The organism is Vibrio sp. 10N.261.55.A10, from assembly GCF_041470825.1.
GTDB lineage: Bacteria > Pseudomonadota > Gammaproteobacteria > Enterobacterales > Vibrionaceae > Vibrio > Vibrio crassostreae_C.
In genome coordinates this window covers 91,524-107,907 of the sequence record NZ_JBFRNC010000029.1, presented here as the reverse complement: position 1 = coordinate 107,907, position 16,384 = coordinate 91,524, and the positions used below count along the sequence as shown (strand labels likewise).

The window sequence follows — 16,384 nt, the reverse complement described above, 5'->3', positions numbered from 1 at the left end:
TATCGCCAAATAGCCTCCGTTAGCTCTATAAAGCTGACCGAGAACAGCGTAGGATCGCGCTACTTTAGACCAAATACTAGGTTGCACATTAGTGCATAAACAGAAGAATACATGAAACTAACAGCAAAACCCTCAGCTAGTAACGCTTTACTTATTTCTATTACGACACCGGACTTCAAAGGTGACGAAGCAAAAGAGTCTCTTGCCGAACTTGCTCGCTTAGTAACAACCCTAGGGTTTAAAGTGGTCGGTACACAATCACAGCACCACAGTTCAACACAACGACAAAACGTGTTGGGCGCAGGTAAGCTTGCAGAAATTGCACACCTCACCGGTTACCAAGGTTCGATTGAAGAAGCAGAAGATGAAGATTTTATCGATGAATCTTTTGATTTTCGCGCTAGTATCGATGAATTAGATTTTGATGATCTTCCATCTGAAGATGTGGAGTTTGGTACTGCTGACGTAGTGGTATTCGACTGTGATTTGAGCCCATCTCAACTGCGTAATGTAGAAGCGCACTTGGGTGTCGAGGTATTTGACCGTACTGGTATCATCATCGAGATCTTTAGCCGCCATGCTCGTACTCGTACCGCACGTCTGCAAGTTGAAATCGCTCGCCTAAACTACTTAGTGCCTCGACTGCGTGAAACAGCCGACGGTGATAAAGAGCGTCAAATGGGTCAGGGTGCTGGTGAAACTTCATTAGAGCTAGACCGCCGTAAAGTACGTGACCAAATTGCTGCGCTTAAACGTGAGCTGGTTAGCGTACAGGACGAAATGAAGAACCGACGCACTCAGCGTTCGGAGCTTTTCACTGTTGCTCTGGTTGGCTACACCAACGCGGGTAAATCTTCGATGATGCGCGCTATGACCGCAACCGAAGTGAGCGGTGAAGATAAGCTATTCGCGACCTTAGATACCACGGTTCGTGCACTTCAGCCGATCACTCAGCCGCGTATCTTAGTGTCAGATACGGTGGGTTTCATCAAGAAACTGCCACACGATCTGGTTGCTTCATTCCACTCAACACTAGCAGAAGCGCATGATGCTTCATTACTGCTTTATGTGGTTGATGCTTCTGATGTTTCATTCCGCGCACAGCTTGATGTGGTACACGAAGTATTAGCGCAAGTGGGCGTTGAAGGCAGCGAAAAACTATTGGTACTGAACAAGTGCGATAGATTGAGCGAAGAAGAACAGTTAGAGCTGATTGAAGAATTCCCAGATGCAATGCTGACCTCGACTCGTGACCCGCTCGATATCACCAAACTGCACAAGTACATTGTGGGTGTGGCTGAACAAGGCATGATCGAAGAAGAGATCACGATTCCTTATTCTGGACAAGGCATTATCGGTGAGATTCGCTCAAACATGAGTGTGGTGAAGGAAGAATACGACTACGAATGCATCAAGCTTACTGTACGCTCAAGTGCAATTGATTTAGCGCGCTTGAAAAAGCGTATGCAGAAGTCTTGATCGTCTATCTAGTTTAGATAAGAACGTCAAAAGAAAAGTCGACTGCAGAGAGAGCGTTTTTTCGATCTTTGGGCGCTGAAGGAGTCGTATATCAAAGCGACAGGTAAGGGGTTGGCCACATCATTGAAAAGTTTTTCGTTCGATTTTTCCAATCTAACTCAACAAACGCTGCCAGTTCATTCGTCGGGTTTACGACCAGAGTTACATGGAGGAATCATTGTCCATAACGGTGTAGGGTTGGATGCTGCTGAAAATGACAATACTTCAACAGATTGGCAATGCAGTTTAGGAAGGCTGGATAACCAGTTTCGATTTGCCGTGACGCTTGGTGGTGCAACGCTTCCTATGCAATTAGAGATTAAGTGCTTCCCCAAATCGAAGCTACTTGGCTGAGTTTACGTTCGTTACACTAGAACCTTTAGCTTCTAATCTTGAACACGGCTCGCTCTCAGCCATTCGTAATATTGGTTAACTCGTTTCGCCAAGCATCGCTTTTAATACTTCTGCGGGTACAGGCTGAAGTTGTTTGTCTTTATCTAGGCAAACCATCTCGATATCACCAATCACGGCAGGTTTGGTTGCATCTTTACGCCATACCTCTTGTCGCCATAAGGTTTTGTATTTGCCATCGAGCTCAAAAGAGGTTCGGATATCGCAGATCTCTGCGAACTCAACGCCGTCTTGAAAGGTCATATTGGCTTTATACACCGCAAACCCCAGTCCATGTTCATTCCACAACTCTGCCAGTTTATCGCTGCCCAACACATGCTCGCGCGCACGCTCAAAGTATTTAAGAAAGTTAGGGTGATAAACCACACCTGAGTGATCGGTATCTTCGTAGTAAATCTGTACTGGGTGATGGTAGATCTGACTCATGGGTAGCAACTCTTGGTAAGTAGTGGATCAGTAAATCTGACTAAGTTGTGCAGCACTCTACAGGATAGGTTGAAATTACTTCAAGGCATCATCGTGAAAGGGGCTTTTGGTCAGACCTCATTTATCTCTGATGCTTTGGTCAACTCCCACCCATTTACAAATATTCTATGTGTCATTTTCCACCCATTAATTTTTGTAGCGAGTTAGCGACAACTGCAGGCAGATCTTATGAAGCCTTGCGGTTAAAGGCTTGTTAATGAATTGTGTCAATATGGCGCGCTAATTGCATTAGTGAAAGCACGCAGTTCCCATTGAAGGGCTGCTTTGTTTACTAAGGAGAATAATAATGTTTAAGCCTCTTACCCTGCTGTCTGTATCAGCTCTGGCGCTCACAAGTTTTAATGCTGCTGCAAACTGTGACCCTGGTGAAATCGTGATTAAATTCAGTCATGTAACCAATACCGATAAGCACCCGAAAGGCATCGCCGCTTCTTTACTGGAAGAGCGAGTAAACACAGAAATGAATGGAAAAGCTTGTATGCAAGTTTTCCCTAACTCAACACTTTACGATGATAATAAGGTACTGGAAGCCCTGTTAAATGGTGATGTTCAAATGGCGGCGCCATCGCTGTCAAAATTTGAGAAGTTCACTAAGAAATACCGCATTTTTGACCTTCCTTTCCTATTTGAAGACGTAGAAGCCGTTGACCGTTTCCAAAACTCAGAATCTGGTGAAAAGCTGAAGAACGCGATGAAGCGTCGTGGCCTGCAAGGTCTTGCGTTTTGGCACAATGGCATGAAACAGATGTCGGCGAACAAACCTCTTATCAGCCCTGAAGATGCAAAAGGTTTGAAATTCCGTGTTCAAGCATCGGATGTATTGGTGGCTCAGTTTGAACAACTAGGCGCTAACCCACAGAAGATGTCTTTCAAAGAAGTGTACGGTGGCTTGCAAACTAAAGTTATCGATGGTCAAGAGAACACATGGTCAAACATCTACGGTAAGAAGTTCTTTGAAGTACAAGACGGCGTGACCGAAACTAATCACGGTATCTTGGATTACCTAGTTGTAACGTCAAACGACTTCTGGAAAGACCTACCTGAAGATGTACGCACACAGCTTGGCACTATCGTTCAAGAAGTGTCTGAGACGCGTAACGCAGAATCTTCAAAAGTTAACCTAGCGAACAAAAACAACATCATCGAAGCGGGTGGTGAGGTTCGTATACTTACGCCTGAACAGCGTGAAGCATGGGTAGCTGCACTTCAACCAGTATGGAAGAAGTTTGAAAAAGACATCGGTTCAGACCTTATCGATGCAGCGTTAGCTTCAAACCAATAACACCGCTAAGGGAGTGGCGAGTATTCGTCACTCCTTATTAAAACAATTATAAGCGGAGTCAATTATGGAAAAGCCTCAAATGGAACAACCAAATTCTAGCGAATCAGCACTGGAAACCTCTCTTTTTTCCAAAGTCGGAAGAGTTACGGATGTGATTGAAGAGTCACTAATCGCATTTTTCCTTGGCGCAATGACGCTACTTACTTTTGCCAACGTGGTATTTCGATACGCATTCAATGACAACATCTTATGGGCACTGGAACTGACCGTGTTCATGTTTGCTTGGATGGTGTTAGTGGGCGCATCTTATGGCGTTAAAAAACACTTCCACATTGGTGTTGATGTGATCATCAACCTTGCCCCAGAAAAGCTACGCAAAGTGTATGCGCTCATCGCCGTGACAAGCTGCCTAGCATTTTCAATCTTACTTCTTATCGGTTCTTGGAATTATTGGTACCCATTCGCGACCGATCGCGCATGGTACGAGACCGACGATATTCCAATGCCAGAGATGCTTCAGTTTCTTGCTGACTGGCTGAATGAAGGCGAGCGATACGAGAAACTGCCACGTTTTATTCCTTATATGGCGCTGCCGATTGGTATGGCAATGCTGACGTTCCGATTTATCCAAATCGCTTATCAAGTGGCGACGGGAAAGCTTGACCGCATGATTGCAGGCCATGAAGCCGAAGAAGAGCTGGATGCGTTGAAAGCAGACGTGCTAGCGGGCTCTGACGAAGATGCGACAGCGGTATTGAATTCGACTCCGCAGAACAAAGCGAATGAGTCGAGTACAAAATCTAACGGTAAGGAAGACTAATCATGGCAATGTTATTTCTATTTTTAATGGTAATTGCTTTCATGTTGGTCGGTGTACCAATTGCAATTTCCCTCGGTTTATCGAGCGTAATATTCTTATTGATGCACTCAGATGCGTCATTAGCTTCAGTCGCACAAACGCTGTTTAATGCATTTGCAGGCCACTACACACTCTTAGCGATTCCTTTCTTTATTTTGGCCTCTAGCTTCATGTCTACTGGTGGCGTGGCGAAACGTATTATCCGTTTTGCTATCGCGATGGTAGGTTGGTTCCGCGGCGGCTTGGCGATGGCGTCGGTTGTGGCATGTATGATGTTCGCAGCCCTTTCTGGTTCATCTCCTGCAACGGTAGTGGCGATCGGTAGTATCGTTATCGCAGGTATGATCAAAAACGGTTACTCAAAAGAGTTCGCGGCAGGGGTTATCTGTAACGCGGGTACTTTGGGTATCTTGATTCCGCCGTCCATCGTGATGGTGGTTTACGCGGCTGCGACCGATGTATCGGTAGGTCGTATGTTCTTAGGTGGCGTTATTCCTGGTTTGCTGGCGGGTGTGATGTTGATGATTGCTATCTACATCGCAGCACGTATTAAGAAGATTCCGGCACAGCCATTTGTGGGCTGGGGCGAGATGTTCGCAGCTGCGAAAGATGCGAGCTGGGGCTTGCTGCTGATTGTCATCATTCTAGGTGGTATCTACGGCGGCATCTTTACTCCGACAGAAGCGGCGGCAGTGGCTGCGGTGTATGCCTTCTTCATTGCCAACTTTATCTATAAAGATATGGGGCCTTTCGCTGACAAGAACAATACAAAGCCTGCTTTGGTTAAGGTGTTCCAAACGTTTTTCCATAAAGACACCAAAGACACACTTTACGATGCAGGCAAGCTGACGATCATGCTGCTGTTTATCATTGCCAATGCTCTGATTCTTAAGCATGTACTGACCGAAGAACGCATTCCTCAAATGATCACTGAGTCTATGCTATCTGCGGGCTTGGGTCCGATCACCTTTTTGATTGTAGTAAACGTTTTACTCTTGATTGGTGGGCAGTTCATGGAGCCATCAGGCTTGCTGATCATCGTTGCTCCTTTGGTATTCCCAATTGCAATTGCGCTCGGTATCGACCCAATTCACCTAGGTATCATGATGGTGGTGAACATGGAGATAGGGATGATAACGCCGCCTGTCGGGCTCAATTTGTTTGTGACCGCAGGTGTCGCGAAGATGTCGATGATGAACGTGGTAAAAGCCGCATTGCCGTGGGTTGGGGTGATGTTCTTATTCCTGATTATCGTCACTTACGTACCTTGGGTATCAACATGGTTACCAACCACCTTGATGGGACCAGAGATCATAACCAAGTAGCTATTTGAGTCATTCACTGACATGGAATTTAATCCATAAAAAATGAGGAGGTCGCTAGACCTCCTCATCTATATTTCTGCCACGATTTGAATGAGGCTTTATCTGCTCATACAAAGCGCGTTTTGCCTCTAATTCTGGCGTGTGTAGATCGACATGATTGTCAGCATAAAAAATACCATCTATCTCGAAAGTATCGGTAATCGATGGCACTTTTGTTTTCTCACCCATAACCACTTCCTTATTATATTTATTGCATAACATCCTGTTGTCGAAATAAGTATAGGTGATCTTGCTCCCAAATCTAATTTAGTTTGGTTCTACCTTATAAGATTCTTTCGTTAGTTGGTGCTTTTGCATCTTATCGTAGAGGGTTTTCCTCGGTAATTGCAGCCTCTCCATGGTCTCTTTTATACTGCCATTGCATTCAATAAGTGCCTGCTTCAACGTGTTTTTTTCAAAGTCAGATACCAATTCTGCCAAAGACAGTTCTTGAGTAGTTTCAGTGGCGCTGTCTGATAAGTGAGAAAGCTTACCTAAAAGTACAAAACGCTCTGCAGTATTACGTAATTCTCGAACATTTCCCGGCCAATCATGAGCCAAAAGTGCGTGCAGCTCCTTTTGTGGAAGGGCAGGGGCAGTCTTGCCATAACGCGCCGCAGCGACCAGTAAGAAGTGGTGGAAGAGTGCTGGGATATCTTCTTGTCGGCTTCTTAACGGCGGTAAATCTAAGGTCACAACATTGAGTCGATAATAGAGATCTTGGCGGAAAGAGCCTTCTTCAGCGGCTTTCTTTAGGTCGACTTTAGTTGCCGCAATCACTCGAATGTCTAGAGGGACTAAACCATTAGACCCAACCCTTTCGATGACGCGTTCTTGCAAGACGCGCAACAGGCGAATTTGTGCCTGCATTGGCATGGACTCAATTTCATCTAAGAATAGAGTTCCGCCCTGAGCAAATTCAAATTTACCGACACGTTTGCTTTCTGCGCCAGTGAATGCCCCTTTCTCATGGCCATACAGTTCACTCTCAATCAGATTTTCAGGTACTGCGCCGCAGTTGACTGCGACGAAGTTTTGTTCTCGCCTGCTGCTTTGTTCATGCAGAGAGCGTGCAACTAATTCTTTGCCAGTGCCTGTTTCGCCAAATAGCAATATGTCGGCATTGGTATCGGCAACGTGAGTGATGATAGACCGCAGCTCCGTCATTGATTGCGTGTCACCAATGATCCTTGGACCAAGTGCTTGGCTGGCTTTAAGTGAACGTTTTAACTCAAGGTTCTCTAGTGTGAGCTGACGTTTTTCTATCGCTCGCTTAGTGGTTTCGATTAGGCGTTCATTAGCGAAAGGTTTTTCAATGAAGTCATAGGCGCCGTATTGGATGGCTTGAACGGCCATTGAAATATCGCCGTGACCAGTAATCATGATCACGGGGATCTCTTTGTCTTTGTGCATCACGGTGTTGAGCAGATCATGCCCGGATAGACCTGGTAGACAGATATCAGTGATGATCACGTGAGGTAAGCCGTTTTCTTGAATCGCGAGCAGAGCAGACTCCGCATCGGGAAAGAATTCGGCATCAATGTCGGCGAGCTCGAAGCTCTGTTCAATCGCCATTCTTAGATCGGATTCATCATCAATGAAATAGACGTGACACATAGTGATTCCTTTACTTCTTTGTATTCTGGTTATTGCTGATTTTTTGTTTGCTGTTCATGTCCAACAAGGGGCAACTCTATGCTGATTCGAGCACCGCCTTGAGGGCTACTACCGGTAACGAGCTTGCCATTTATTCCGTTGATTATTTGTTGAGAAATCGATAGCCCAAGTCCAAGTCCGTTTTTCTTGGTGGTATGGAAGGGTTCAAAAAAGTTTCCGCTAGAAGGGGAGGTGAAGCCGGGGCCGTTATCATCGACATGAATTAGCAAGGTATTGGCTTGTTGATGGTCGGACTCTCTAATCTCTAACAGAATAGCTAATTGTTTGTCATCTTGTTGTTCCACCGCCTGAATCGCGTTGGTCAGCAGGTTAATGATCACCTGTTCCAGTTGAATGGCGTTGGCGAGCACGCAAGCATCAAAGGTCTCAGGGAGTTCGTTGACCTTAACTCGCTCGCTCTTGAGTTGTGGCTTCATCAGCTCTTTCGATGAATGTAAAACTGGGAGTATTTGTAAGGTGTGTAGCTCTTCCGCAGTAGATTTTTTGGCGAACGAGCGAAGCTGGTGGCTGATTTTCGCCATACGATCAGTGAGTGCCGAGATTCGCGATAGATTGTCATCGACACGATCGGTTTTTTCTTTGGCAAGAAACAATCGGCCGTTGTCGGCATAACTGCGAATCGCGGCAAGCGGGTTATTCAGTTCGTGACTGATGCTCGCTGACATCTGCCCTAGCACTGCTAGTTTGGCGGCTTGGATGAGCTCGTCTTGGGTTTGCCTCAGAACATGCTCGGTTTCGATACGGTGTTTGATCTCAACATGTAACTCCGATGTACGTTCAAGCACTTGAAATTCGAGTTTTTGCTTGGCTTCGGATTGCAGCCTGTCTATCTGTGCTCGTCTTTGTTGTCTATGGTGGTTGAGCTGCATTGTTAGATAAATAATCGCAAAGATTAGGCTCAAAACCACAAGGTAAGCAACCAAGTCCCACCAAACTAAGTGGGTTGGAGAAAATACCCGTATGGTGAGTCTTGGTTCGGCTAGGAAACGCGAAGAACTAAAGAACTGCTCTTGGACGAGTTTGTGTGGCGACTCAATACGACTGGTGGCACTGTCTAAATCGCCGGAGAAGTGCAGGCTTTCTATTTTTGTATCGAGATACTGCCTGCTTTCTTGAATTCGAGTGTGTTGTACTTCGCTTAGCGGCTGAAGGCTTTTGAACAGCCACTCAGGGTTACTCGACATAAATACAATTTGATCTTTATCGTCAGCAACAAAAAAACTCTGTTTGCCTTTCCAACTTGCTTCAATCAGCGATAAATCCATCTTTACGACAATGACGCCAATAATCTCGGCGGCATAGGAGACGGGGTAAGAATAATAATAGCCTCGCTTTCCAGAGGTTGAACCTAGCGCAAAATATTGATTTTCATTGCCAATAATCGCTTCTTGAAAGTAGGGGCGGAAAGCAAAGTTACGACGAATAAAAGAACGCGGTTGATTCCAGTTACTGGCTGCAATGGTGGTGCCGATACTGTCTAGTAGGTAGGTGTCGGATGCTTGAATCACCGAGTTTACGTGCTCTAGATAACGATTAGTGAGTTCGATTTGCGCAGAGTTACTTGGAGAGTGCAGGGCATCGACCAGCTCTTTGTCTTTTGAAAGCAGCTCGGGAATGTGCGCGAACTTATCCAATTGGCTTGAAATATGAACAGAAAAGCGGTCCAGCTTAGATTGATGATCATTTAACAAACTTTCATGGCTCGTGCTCCACACCCAATGACCGCCAAACACCATCAGTAAACTGTATGTGACCATTAACAGTATTGGGATTTTAAAAGCTTGAAACATGAAGGCTCTCCGCTGATTTCTTTGGTAAACAATCAAGCCTGTCTTCTCTCGTTTATGGTAGCAAATAGCGGTAGTTTTTGCTGAAAGCAGAGAGTGAACAGATGGATGTAGGTTAAGGGTTTGTAACGGGGATTGTTGAAAAAGTTATCGACTCTGAGGGGTAAAACAAGAGCAAGATCTCTTTTTAAGGTTTTTAACAAAAAAAGCCCTCGATTCCCTTGAAAAAGTCGCTATTGTCCCCATTTCTGTTGTGCTAAGTGATGATTTGATCGTTTTTGTATCACTTAGTTGGACGAATTTAGAGCATTCATCATCATGCAGAGGTGAACGGCTCGACAGAGATTAAACAGATCGCTAGAATGTCGCGTCTAAAATTTCTGTCCTGAGGCTAATCGGAGATACCTTTCTTGTTTCTGAAAACAAGCTTTATTGCGTTTTAATCGACGTGTGAAGAACGAAGATATCGCTGATTAGTCTGGTGTTTGGTTGAATAATCAATTCAGACATCAATGCTCGATTTTAAATTAGGTGTTCGGATAGAGCACTACACAAGGATGCAGCCAACAACGTCTGCTTTTGAATTAAAGCTAAGTTACGGCTCATATGCTCAGATTACTGAGCCAGTTTTGAGGTTTATATAATGCAAGTTACTGTTGAAACGCTAGAAGGCCTAGAGCGCCGTCTTAATATTACTGTTCCTGCTGCTAACATCGAAGATGCAGTTACAGCTGAACTACGCAACATCGCGAAAAACCGTCGTTTCGATGGTTTCCGTAAAGGCAAAGTGCCAATGAAGATGGTTGCTAAAATGTACGGCAAAGCAGTACGTCAAGACGTGATGGGCGAAGTAATGCAACGTCACTTCATCGAAGCGATCGTTAAAGAGAAAATCAACCCAGCTGGCGCACCTACTTTCGCACCAGTTGAAAACAACGAAGGCGCTGACCTAGTATTCAACGCAACTTTTGAAGTTTACCCAGAAGTTGAGCTGAAAGGTCTAGAAAACATCACTGTTGAGAAACCAGCAGTAGAAGTTAAAGAAGCTGACGTTGAAGAGATGATCGAAACTCTACGTAAGCAACAAGCAACTTGGACTGAAGTTGAAGCTGCTGCTGACGCTGGTTCTCGTGCAACTATCGACTTCGTTGGTTCTATCGACGGTGAAGAGTTCGAAGGCGGTAAAGCTGAGAACTTCCCACTAGAGATGGGCGCTGGTCGCATGATCCCTGGTTTTGAAGACGGTATCGTTGGTAAAACAGCAGGTATGGAATTCGAAATCGACGTAAATTTCCCAGAAGATTACCACGCTGAAAACCTAAAAGGTAAAGCAGCTAAGTTCTCTATCAAGCTGAACAAAGTTGAAGCTCGTGAACTTCCAGAACTAAACGAAGAATTCGTTGCTAAGTTCGGCGCAACTGACGGCGTTGAAGGTCTTAAAGCTGAAGTTCGTAAGAACATGGAGCGTGAGCTTAAGCAAGCTGTTAAGAACCGCATCAAAGAGCAAGCTATCGACGGTCTAGTTAACGAAAACAACATCGACGTACCTTCTGCTCTAATCGATCAAGAGATCGGTGTTCTACGTCAACAAGCTGCTCAACGTTTCGGTGGCAACACTGAAGCTGCTGACCAACTTCCACGTGAGCTGTTCGAAGAGCAAGCTAAACGTCGCGTAGTTGTAGGTCTTCTTCTTGGTGAAGTAATCAAGACTGAAGAGCTAAAAGCTGACGACGAGAAAGTTAAAGCTATCATCGAAGAGATGGCTACAGCATACGAAGATCCAACAGAAGTTATTGCTTACTACGAGCAAAACGAGCAAATGATGAACAACATGCGCAATGTTGCTCTAGAAGAGCAAGCTATTGATGCAATCATCGCTAAAGCTCAAGTTTCTGATAAAGAAGTTAGCTTCAACGAGCTAATGAATCAGCAACCTGCTTAATATAGTAATATCTGACGTAGAAGGTTGACGTACGGTCAACAATTCTGCTAACAATGGTCCGTATGATTTAATCATTCGGGCCATTTATTTTAGGGACATAAGAATATGAGCTACCAAGAAAAAAATACAATCCCATCGATTATGGACGCACTAGTTCCTATGGTGGTTGAACAGACTTCCCGTGGTGAACGTTCTTACGATATTTATTCTCGTCTATTAAAAGAACGTATCATTTTCTTAACAGGTCAAGTGGAAGACCACATGGCAAATCTTGTCGTGGCTCAACTGCTTTTCTTGGAATCAGAAAACCCAGACAAAGATATCTATCTTTACATCAACTCACCTGGCGGTAGCGTAACAGCAGGCATGTCTATCTACGACACAATGCAGTTCATCAAGCCAAACGTGAGCACAGTATGTATGGGTCAAGCTTGCTCTATGGGTGCATTCTTACTAGCGGGTGGTACTCCTGGTAAGCGTCACGTGCTTCCAAACTCACGTGTAATGATTCACCAGCCACTTGGCGGCTTCCAAGGCCAAGCGTCTGATATTCAAATTCACGCGCAAGAGATCCTAACGATCAAACAAAAGCTAAACAAACTATTGGCAGAGCACACTGGTCAGCCTCTAGAAGTTGTTGAGCGCGATACAGATCGTGATAACTTCATGTCTGCTGATCAAGCAGTAGAATACGGCTTGGTGGATTCAGTTCTTAATCACCGCGGTCAATAATTGCAGGGCAATTGTTTAACGCAAAGTGATTCAAATTGATATACACTCAAGCATAGAGAGTTAAGGCTAAGAGGTTAGCGAATGACAGATAAAAGCAAAGAGGGTGGTAGCGGTAAACTGCTTTACTGCTCTTTCTGTGGCAAAAGCCAACACGAAGTTCGCAAGTTAATCGCAGGTCCTTCTGTTTACATTTGTGATGAATGTGTCGATCTTTGTAACGACATTATTCGTGAAGAAATTAAAGATGTTCTTCCTAAGAAAGAATCGGAATCGCTGCCAACGCCGCGTGAGATTCGTGAGCATCTTGACGACTATGTAATCGGTCAAGAATACGCGAAGAAAGTGCTAGCAGTTGCAGTTTATAACCACTACAAGCGTTTACGTAATGGTGATACGACAGCTGAAGGCGTAGAGCTAGGTAAGAGTAACATTCTTCTTATCGGTCCTACTGGTAGTGGTAAAACACTACTGGCTGAAACATTGGCTCGTTTCCTAGACGTTCCTTTCACAATGGCAGACGCAACAACACTAACCGAAGCGGGTTACGTGGGCGAAGATGTTGAAAACATCATCCAGAAGTTGCTTCAGAAATGTGATTACGACGTAGCGAAAGCGGAACGCGGCATTGTTTACATCGATGAAATCGACAAGATTTCTCGTAAAGCTGAAAACCCATCAATCACGCGTGACGTGTCTGGTGAAGGTGTACAGCAAGCTCTACTAAAACTTGTTGAAGGTACAGTAGCTTCAGTTCCACCTCAAGGTGGTCGTAAGCATCCACAACAAGAGTTCTTGCAAGTGGACACGTCTAAGATCTTATTTATCTGTGGTGGTGCGTTTGCAGGCCTAGATAAAGTGATTGAACAGCGTGTAGAAACAGGTTCAGGTATCGGCTTTGGCGCAGAAGTGCGTTCAAAAGATGAAACCAAAACTATCGGTGAATTGTTCACTCAAGTAGAACCTGAAGATCTAGTGAAATATGGTCTGATTCCAGAATTCATTGGTCGTCTACCTGTGACAACAACACTGACAGAGCTTGATGAAGAAGCGCTAATCCAAATCCTATGTGAGCCAAAGAATGCACTTACAAAACAGTACGCAGCATTATTTGAGCTTGAGGATACAGAGTTAGAATTCCGTGAAGATGCTTTACGTGCCATTGCTAAGAAAGCAATGAACCGTAAAACAGGTGCTCGTGGTCTACGTTCTATCTTGGAGGGTGTTCTACTAGAAACTATGTACGAACTGCCATCTTCAACTGATGTAAGCAAGGTTGTGATTGATGAGTCGGTAATTAATGGTGAGTCAGAACCACTATTAATTTACAGCAACTCAGATAACCAAGCAGCTGTTGCAGAGTAGGTCTTTTTTAGACAAGTCACTCAAATTGAAAAAGGAGGTAAGCAATTACCTCCTTTTTTTTATTCTTCCATTGAATCCAGTCGTTTAAGCCCCATATACTGCTTTATAAGTTAAAGCGGAAGAGAGAAATATATGAACTTGGAACGTTCCGAGCGTATCGAAATCCCCGTGCTACCTCTACGTGATGTAGTGGTTTACCCACACATGGTTATTCCATTGTTTGTTGGTCGTGAAAAATCGATTACTTGCCTTGAATCGGCAATGGAAGCTAACAAACAAGTACTACTTGTAGCGCAGAAAGAAGCGGACACTGATGAGCCTTCAATTGACGACCTATTTAAAGTAGGAACTGTCGCTACCATTCTTCAGTTACTAAAGCTCCCTGATGGTACTGTTAAAGTGCTTGTCGAAGGTCAGCAGCGTGCAAAAATTCACCAATTCAAAGAAAGTGAGTTTTTCTTAGCGGACGCAGAATACGTTGTAACCTCAGAACTTGACGAAAAAGAACAAGAAGTGGTTGTTCGCAGCGCGATCAATCAATTCGAAGGCTTTATTAAGCTGAACAAAAAGATTCCACCAGAAGTTCTAACATCTCTGAACGGTATTGATGAGGCAGCTCGCCTTGCTGATACGATTGCTGCACACATGCCACTTAAACTGGTAGACAAGCAGCACGTTCTAGAAATCTTAGATGTGACTGAACGTCTGGAATTCTTGATGGGCCAAATGGAGTCAGAAATTGACATCTTGCAAGTTGAAAAACGCATTCGTGGCCGCGTTAAGAAGCAAATGGAAAAATCTCAGCGTGAGTACTACCTGAATGAGCAAATGAAAGCGATTCAGAAAGAACTTGGCGAGATGGACGACGCTCCTGATGAATTCGAGACTCTGAAGAAGAAGATCGAAGACTCTAAGATGCCTCAAGAAGCTCGTGAAAAAACCGAGCAAGAACTGCAAAAACTGAAAATGATGTCGCCAATGTCTGCTGAAGCAACAGTAGTACGTAGCTACATTGATTGGATGGTTGGCGTTCCTTGGGCTAAGCGTTCAAAAGTGAAAAAGAATCTAGCGAAAGCGGAAGAGATCTTAAACGAAGACCACTACGGCTTAGAGCGTGTTAAAGAACGTATTCTTGAATACTTGGCAGTACAAAACCGTATCAACAAGCTAAAAGGCCCAATCCTTTGTCTTGTTGGTCCTCCTGGTGTAGGTAAAACCTCGCTAGGTCGTTCGATTGCTGCGGCAACGGGTCGTAAGTACACGCGTATGGCACTTGGTGGCGTTCGTGATGAAGCTGAGATTCGTGGTCACCGTCGTACGTACATCGGTTCACTTCCGGGTAAACTGATCCAGAAGATGTCTAAAGTTGGTGTTAAGAACCCACTGTTCCTATTAGATGAGATCGATAAGATGTCTTCTGATATGCGTGGCGACCCATCTTCAGCACTTCTAGAAGTTCTAGATCCAGAACAAAACAACGCATTTAACGATCACTACCTAGAAGTAGATTACGATCTGTCAGATGTTATGTTCGTGGCAACATCGAACTCGATGGACATTCCTGGGCCTCTACTGGACCGTATGGAAGTGATTCGTCTATCTGGTTACACAGAAGATGAGAAGCTGAACATTGCTAAGAGCCATTTACTGGACAAGCAAGTTCAACGCAACGGTCTTAAGCCTCATGAAATTGAGATTGAAGACTCTGCAATCATCGGCATCATTCGTTACTACACGCGTGAAGCGGGTGTACGTAGCCTAGAGCGTGAAATCTCAAAGATCTGTCGTAAAGCAGTGAAGAACATCTTGCTAGACAGCGATCTTAAGTCTGTAACGGTTAACATTGATAACCTGAAAGAGTACTTAGGTGTTCAACGCCACGACTTCGGTAAAGCGGATGAAAGCAACCGTATCGGTCAAGTAACAGGCCTAGCGTGGACTCAAGTGGGTGGTGATCTACTGACTATCGAGACCGAAGCAATGCCGGGCAAAGGTAAGCTAACGCAAACTGGCTCACTTGGCGACGTGATGAAAGAGTCGATTCAAGCGGCAATGACAGTGGTTCGTTCTCGTGCTGAAAAACTGGGTATCAACTCAGATTTCTACGAAAAACGTGACATTCACGTTCACGTACCAGAAGGTGCTACACCGAAAGATGGCCCGAGTGCGGGTATCGCAATGTGTACTGCACTTGTCTCTAGCTTGACGGGTAACCCGGTTAAAGCAGAGGTCGGTATGACAGGTGAAATTACCCTTCGTGGTGAAGTTTTACCTATCGGTGGCTTGAAAGAAAAACTGCTTGCTGCACACCGTGGCGGCATCAAAACTGTACTGATCCCTAAAGACAATGAGCGTGATTTGGAAGAGATTCCAGACAACGTAATCGCTGACTTGAAGGTGATCCCGGTTCAGTGGATTGATGAAGTACTCAAAGTCGCGCTAGAACGAGATCCGTCAGGGGTCGAGTTTGACGTGAAAAAATAGTGATGCATAGCAAAAATAAGTAAAGAATTACGCTGATAGGCCCGAAAAGGCTTGTCAGCGTTTTTTTTGGACGCTAAGTTATTGATCAAAGCGGCAGCCCTTTTGCAATAAGGCTTGCGGCTAAATTAAAACCAAAATGGAACGTACAGTCATCAGAAGTAGTCACAGATGACACATAGGGGAAAAACAGTGAATAAAACACAACTAGTAGAATCAATCGCAGAAAACGCAGACATCTCTAAAGCTTCAGCTGGCCGCGCTCTAGACGCATTCATCGAAGCAGTTGGCACAACGCTACAATCTGGTGACCAAGTTGCACTTGTTGGCTTTGGTACTTTCAGTGTTCGTACTCGTGCTGCTCGTACAGGTCGTAACCCAAAAACTGGTGAAGAGATCCAAATCGCAGAAGCTAAAGTACCTGGCTTCAAAGCGGGTAAAGCACTTAAAGACGCATGTAACTAATTTTCACTGCTGAAACCT

Annotated in this window: 13 protein-coding genes and 2 pseudogenes; 11 read left to right on the top strand and 4 right to left on the bottom strand. The window is 44.7% G+C overall.

What is annotated here, in order from left to right:
* Positions 1 to 111 precede the first annotated feature (111 nt).
* Together hflX and AB4274_RS09370 are read left to right on the top strand one after the other, a co-directional pair.
* A complete protein-coding gene (hflX, locus tag AB4274_RS09375; protein WP_136974229.1) occupies positions 112 to 1,479 on the top strand; it encodes a GTPase HflX in 1,368 nt (455 codons plus the stop codon).
* A gap of 42 nt (positions 1,480 to 1,521) precedes the next feature.
* Positions 1,522 to 1,872 (top strand): annotated as a pseudogene (locus AB4274_RS09370) (4'-phosphopantetheinyl transferase superfamily protein); the annotation flags it as partial.
* Between the two features lie 75 nt (positions 1,873 to 1,947).
* Here the strand turns inward: AB4274_RS09370 and AB4274_RS09365 are convergent.
* On the bottom strand, positions 1,948 to 2,355 hold the full coding sequence (locus AB4274_RS09365; RefSeq protein ID WP_004736070.1) for a thioesterase family protein: 408 nt from the start codon (positions 2,353 to 2,355) through the stop codon (positions 1,948 to 1,950).
* 346 nt (positions 2,356 to 2,701) lie between these two features.
* Between AB4274_RS09365 and AB4274_RS09360 the strand changes: the two genes are divergently transcribed.
* From AB4274_RS09360 to AB4274_RS09350, 3 genes are all read left to right on the top strand, one after another.
* Positions 2,702 to 3,697 (top strand): TRAP transporter substrate-binding protein, encoded by a 996-nt coding sequence (locus AB4274_RS09360; RefSeq protein WP_372111874.1) that lies wholly within the window; start codon positions 2,702 to 2,704, stop codon positions 3,695 to 3,697.
* 64 nt (positions 3,698 to 3,761) lie between these two features.
* Positions 3,762 to 4,517 carry a TRAP transporter small permease gene (locus tag AB4274_RS09355; protein WP_372111871.1) on the top strand — a complete coding sequence of 252 codons (756 nt, stop codon included), beginning with the start codon at positions 3,762 to 3,764 and terminating at the stop codon, positions 4,515 to 4,517.
* Between the two features lie 2 nt (positions 4,518 to 4,519).
* Positions 4,520 to 5,881: a TRAP transporter large permease gene (locus AB4274_RS09350; protein ID WP_017060625.1), complete on the top strand. Its 1,362-nt coding sequence runs from the start codon at positions 4,520 to 4,522 to the stop codon at positions 5,879 to 5,881.
* 54 nt (positions 5,882 to 5,935) lie between these two features.
* Here the strand turns inward: AB4274_RS09350 and AB4274_RS09345 are convergent, their stop codons facing one another.
* The 3 genes from AB4274_RS09345 to AB4274_RS09335 form a co-directional block, all read right to left on the bottom strand.
* Positions 5,936 to 6,109, bottom strand: a complete 174-nt coding sequence (locus AB4274_RS09345) for a hypothetical protein (RefSeq protein WP_017060624.1) — start codon at positions 6,107 to 6,109, stop codon at positions 5,936 to 5,938.
* Positions 6,110 to 6,187: 78 nt separating this feature from the next.
* Positions 6,188 to 7,537 (bottom strand): sigma-54-dependent transcriptional regulator, encoded by a 1,350-nt coding sequence (locus AB4274_RS09340; RefSeq protein ID WP_372111869.1) that lies wholly within the window; start codon positions 7,535 to 7,537, stop codon positions 6,188 to 6,190.
* Between the two features lie 29 nt (positions 7,538 to 7,566).
* Positions 7,567 to 9,387, bottom strand: coding sequence for an ATP-binding protein (locus tag AB4274_RS09335; RefSeq protein ID WP_372111867.1), 1,821 nt, complete (start codon positions 9,385 to 9,387; stop codon positions 7,567 to 7,569).
* Positions 9,388 to 9,550: 163 nt separating this feature from the next.
* On the opposite strand from AB4274_RS09335, the pseudogene AB4274_RS09330 reads away from it, so the two are divergent.
* From AB4274_RS09330 to AB4274_RS09305, 6 genes and pseudogenes are all read left to right on the top strand, one after another.
* Positions 9,551 to 9,733 (top strand): annotated as a pseudogene (locus AB4274_RS09330) (hypothetical protein); the annotation flags it as partial.
* Positions 9,734 to 10,027: 294 nt separating this feature from the next.
* Positions 10,028 to 11,326, top strand: coding sequence for a trigger factor (gene tig / locus AB4274_RS09325; RefSeq protein WP_017065881.1), 1,299 nt, complete (start codon positions 10,028 to 10,030; stop codon positions 11,324 to 11,326).
* 105 nt (positions 11,327 to 11,431) lie between these two features.
* The gene (gene clpP, locus AB4274_RS09320) at positions 11,432 to 12,058 is read left to right on the top strand and encodes an ATP-dependent Clp endopeptidase proteolytic subunit ClpP (protein WP_372111865.1); all 627 of its coding nucleotides are present in this window, start codon (positions 11,432 to 11,434) and stop codon (positions 12,056 to 12,058) included.
* Positions 12,059 to 12,139: 81 nt separating this feature from the next.
* Positions 12,140 to 13,420, top strand: coding sequence for an ATP-dependent protease ATP-binding subunit ClpX (gene clpX, locus AB4274_RS09315; protein ID WP_009847283.1), 1,281 nt, complete (start codon positions 12,140 to 12,142; stop codon positions 13,418 to 13,420).
* A gap of 132 nt (positions 13,421 to 13,552) precedes the next feature.
* Complete coding sequence (gene lon, locus AB4274_RS09310) at positions 13,553 to 15,904, top strand: endopeptidase La (protein ID WP_017060619.1); 2,352 nt, start codon at positions 13,553 to 13,555, stop codon at positions 15,902 to 15,904.
* Between the two features lie 168 nt (positions 15,905 to 16,072).
* On the top strand, positions 16,073 to 16,366 hold the full coding sequence (locus tag AB4274_RS09305) for an HU family DNA-binding protein (protein ID WP_012604504.1): 294 nt from the start codon (positions 16,073 to 16,075) through the stop codon (positions 16,364 to 16,366).
* The last annotated feature ends 18 nt before the right edge of the window (positions 16,367 to 16,384 follow it).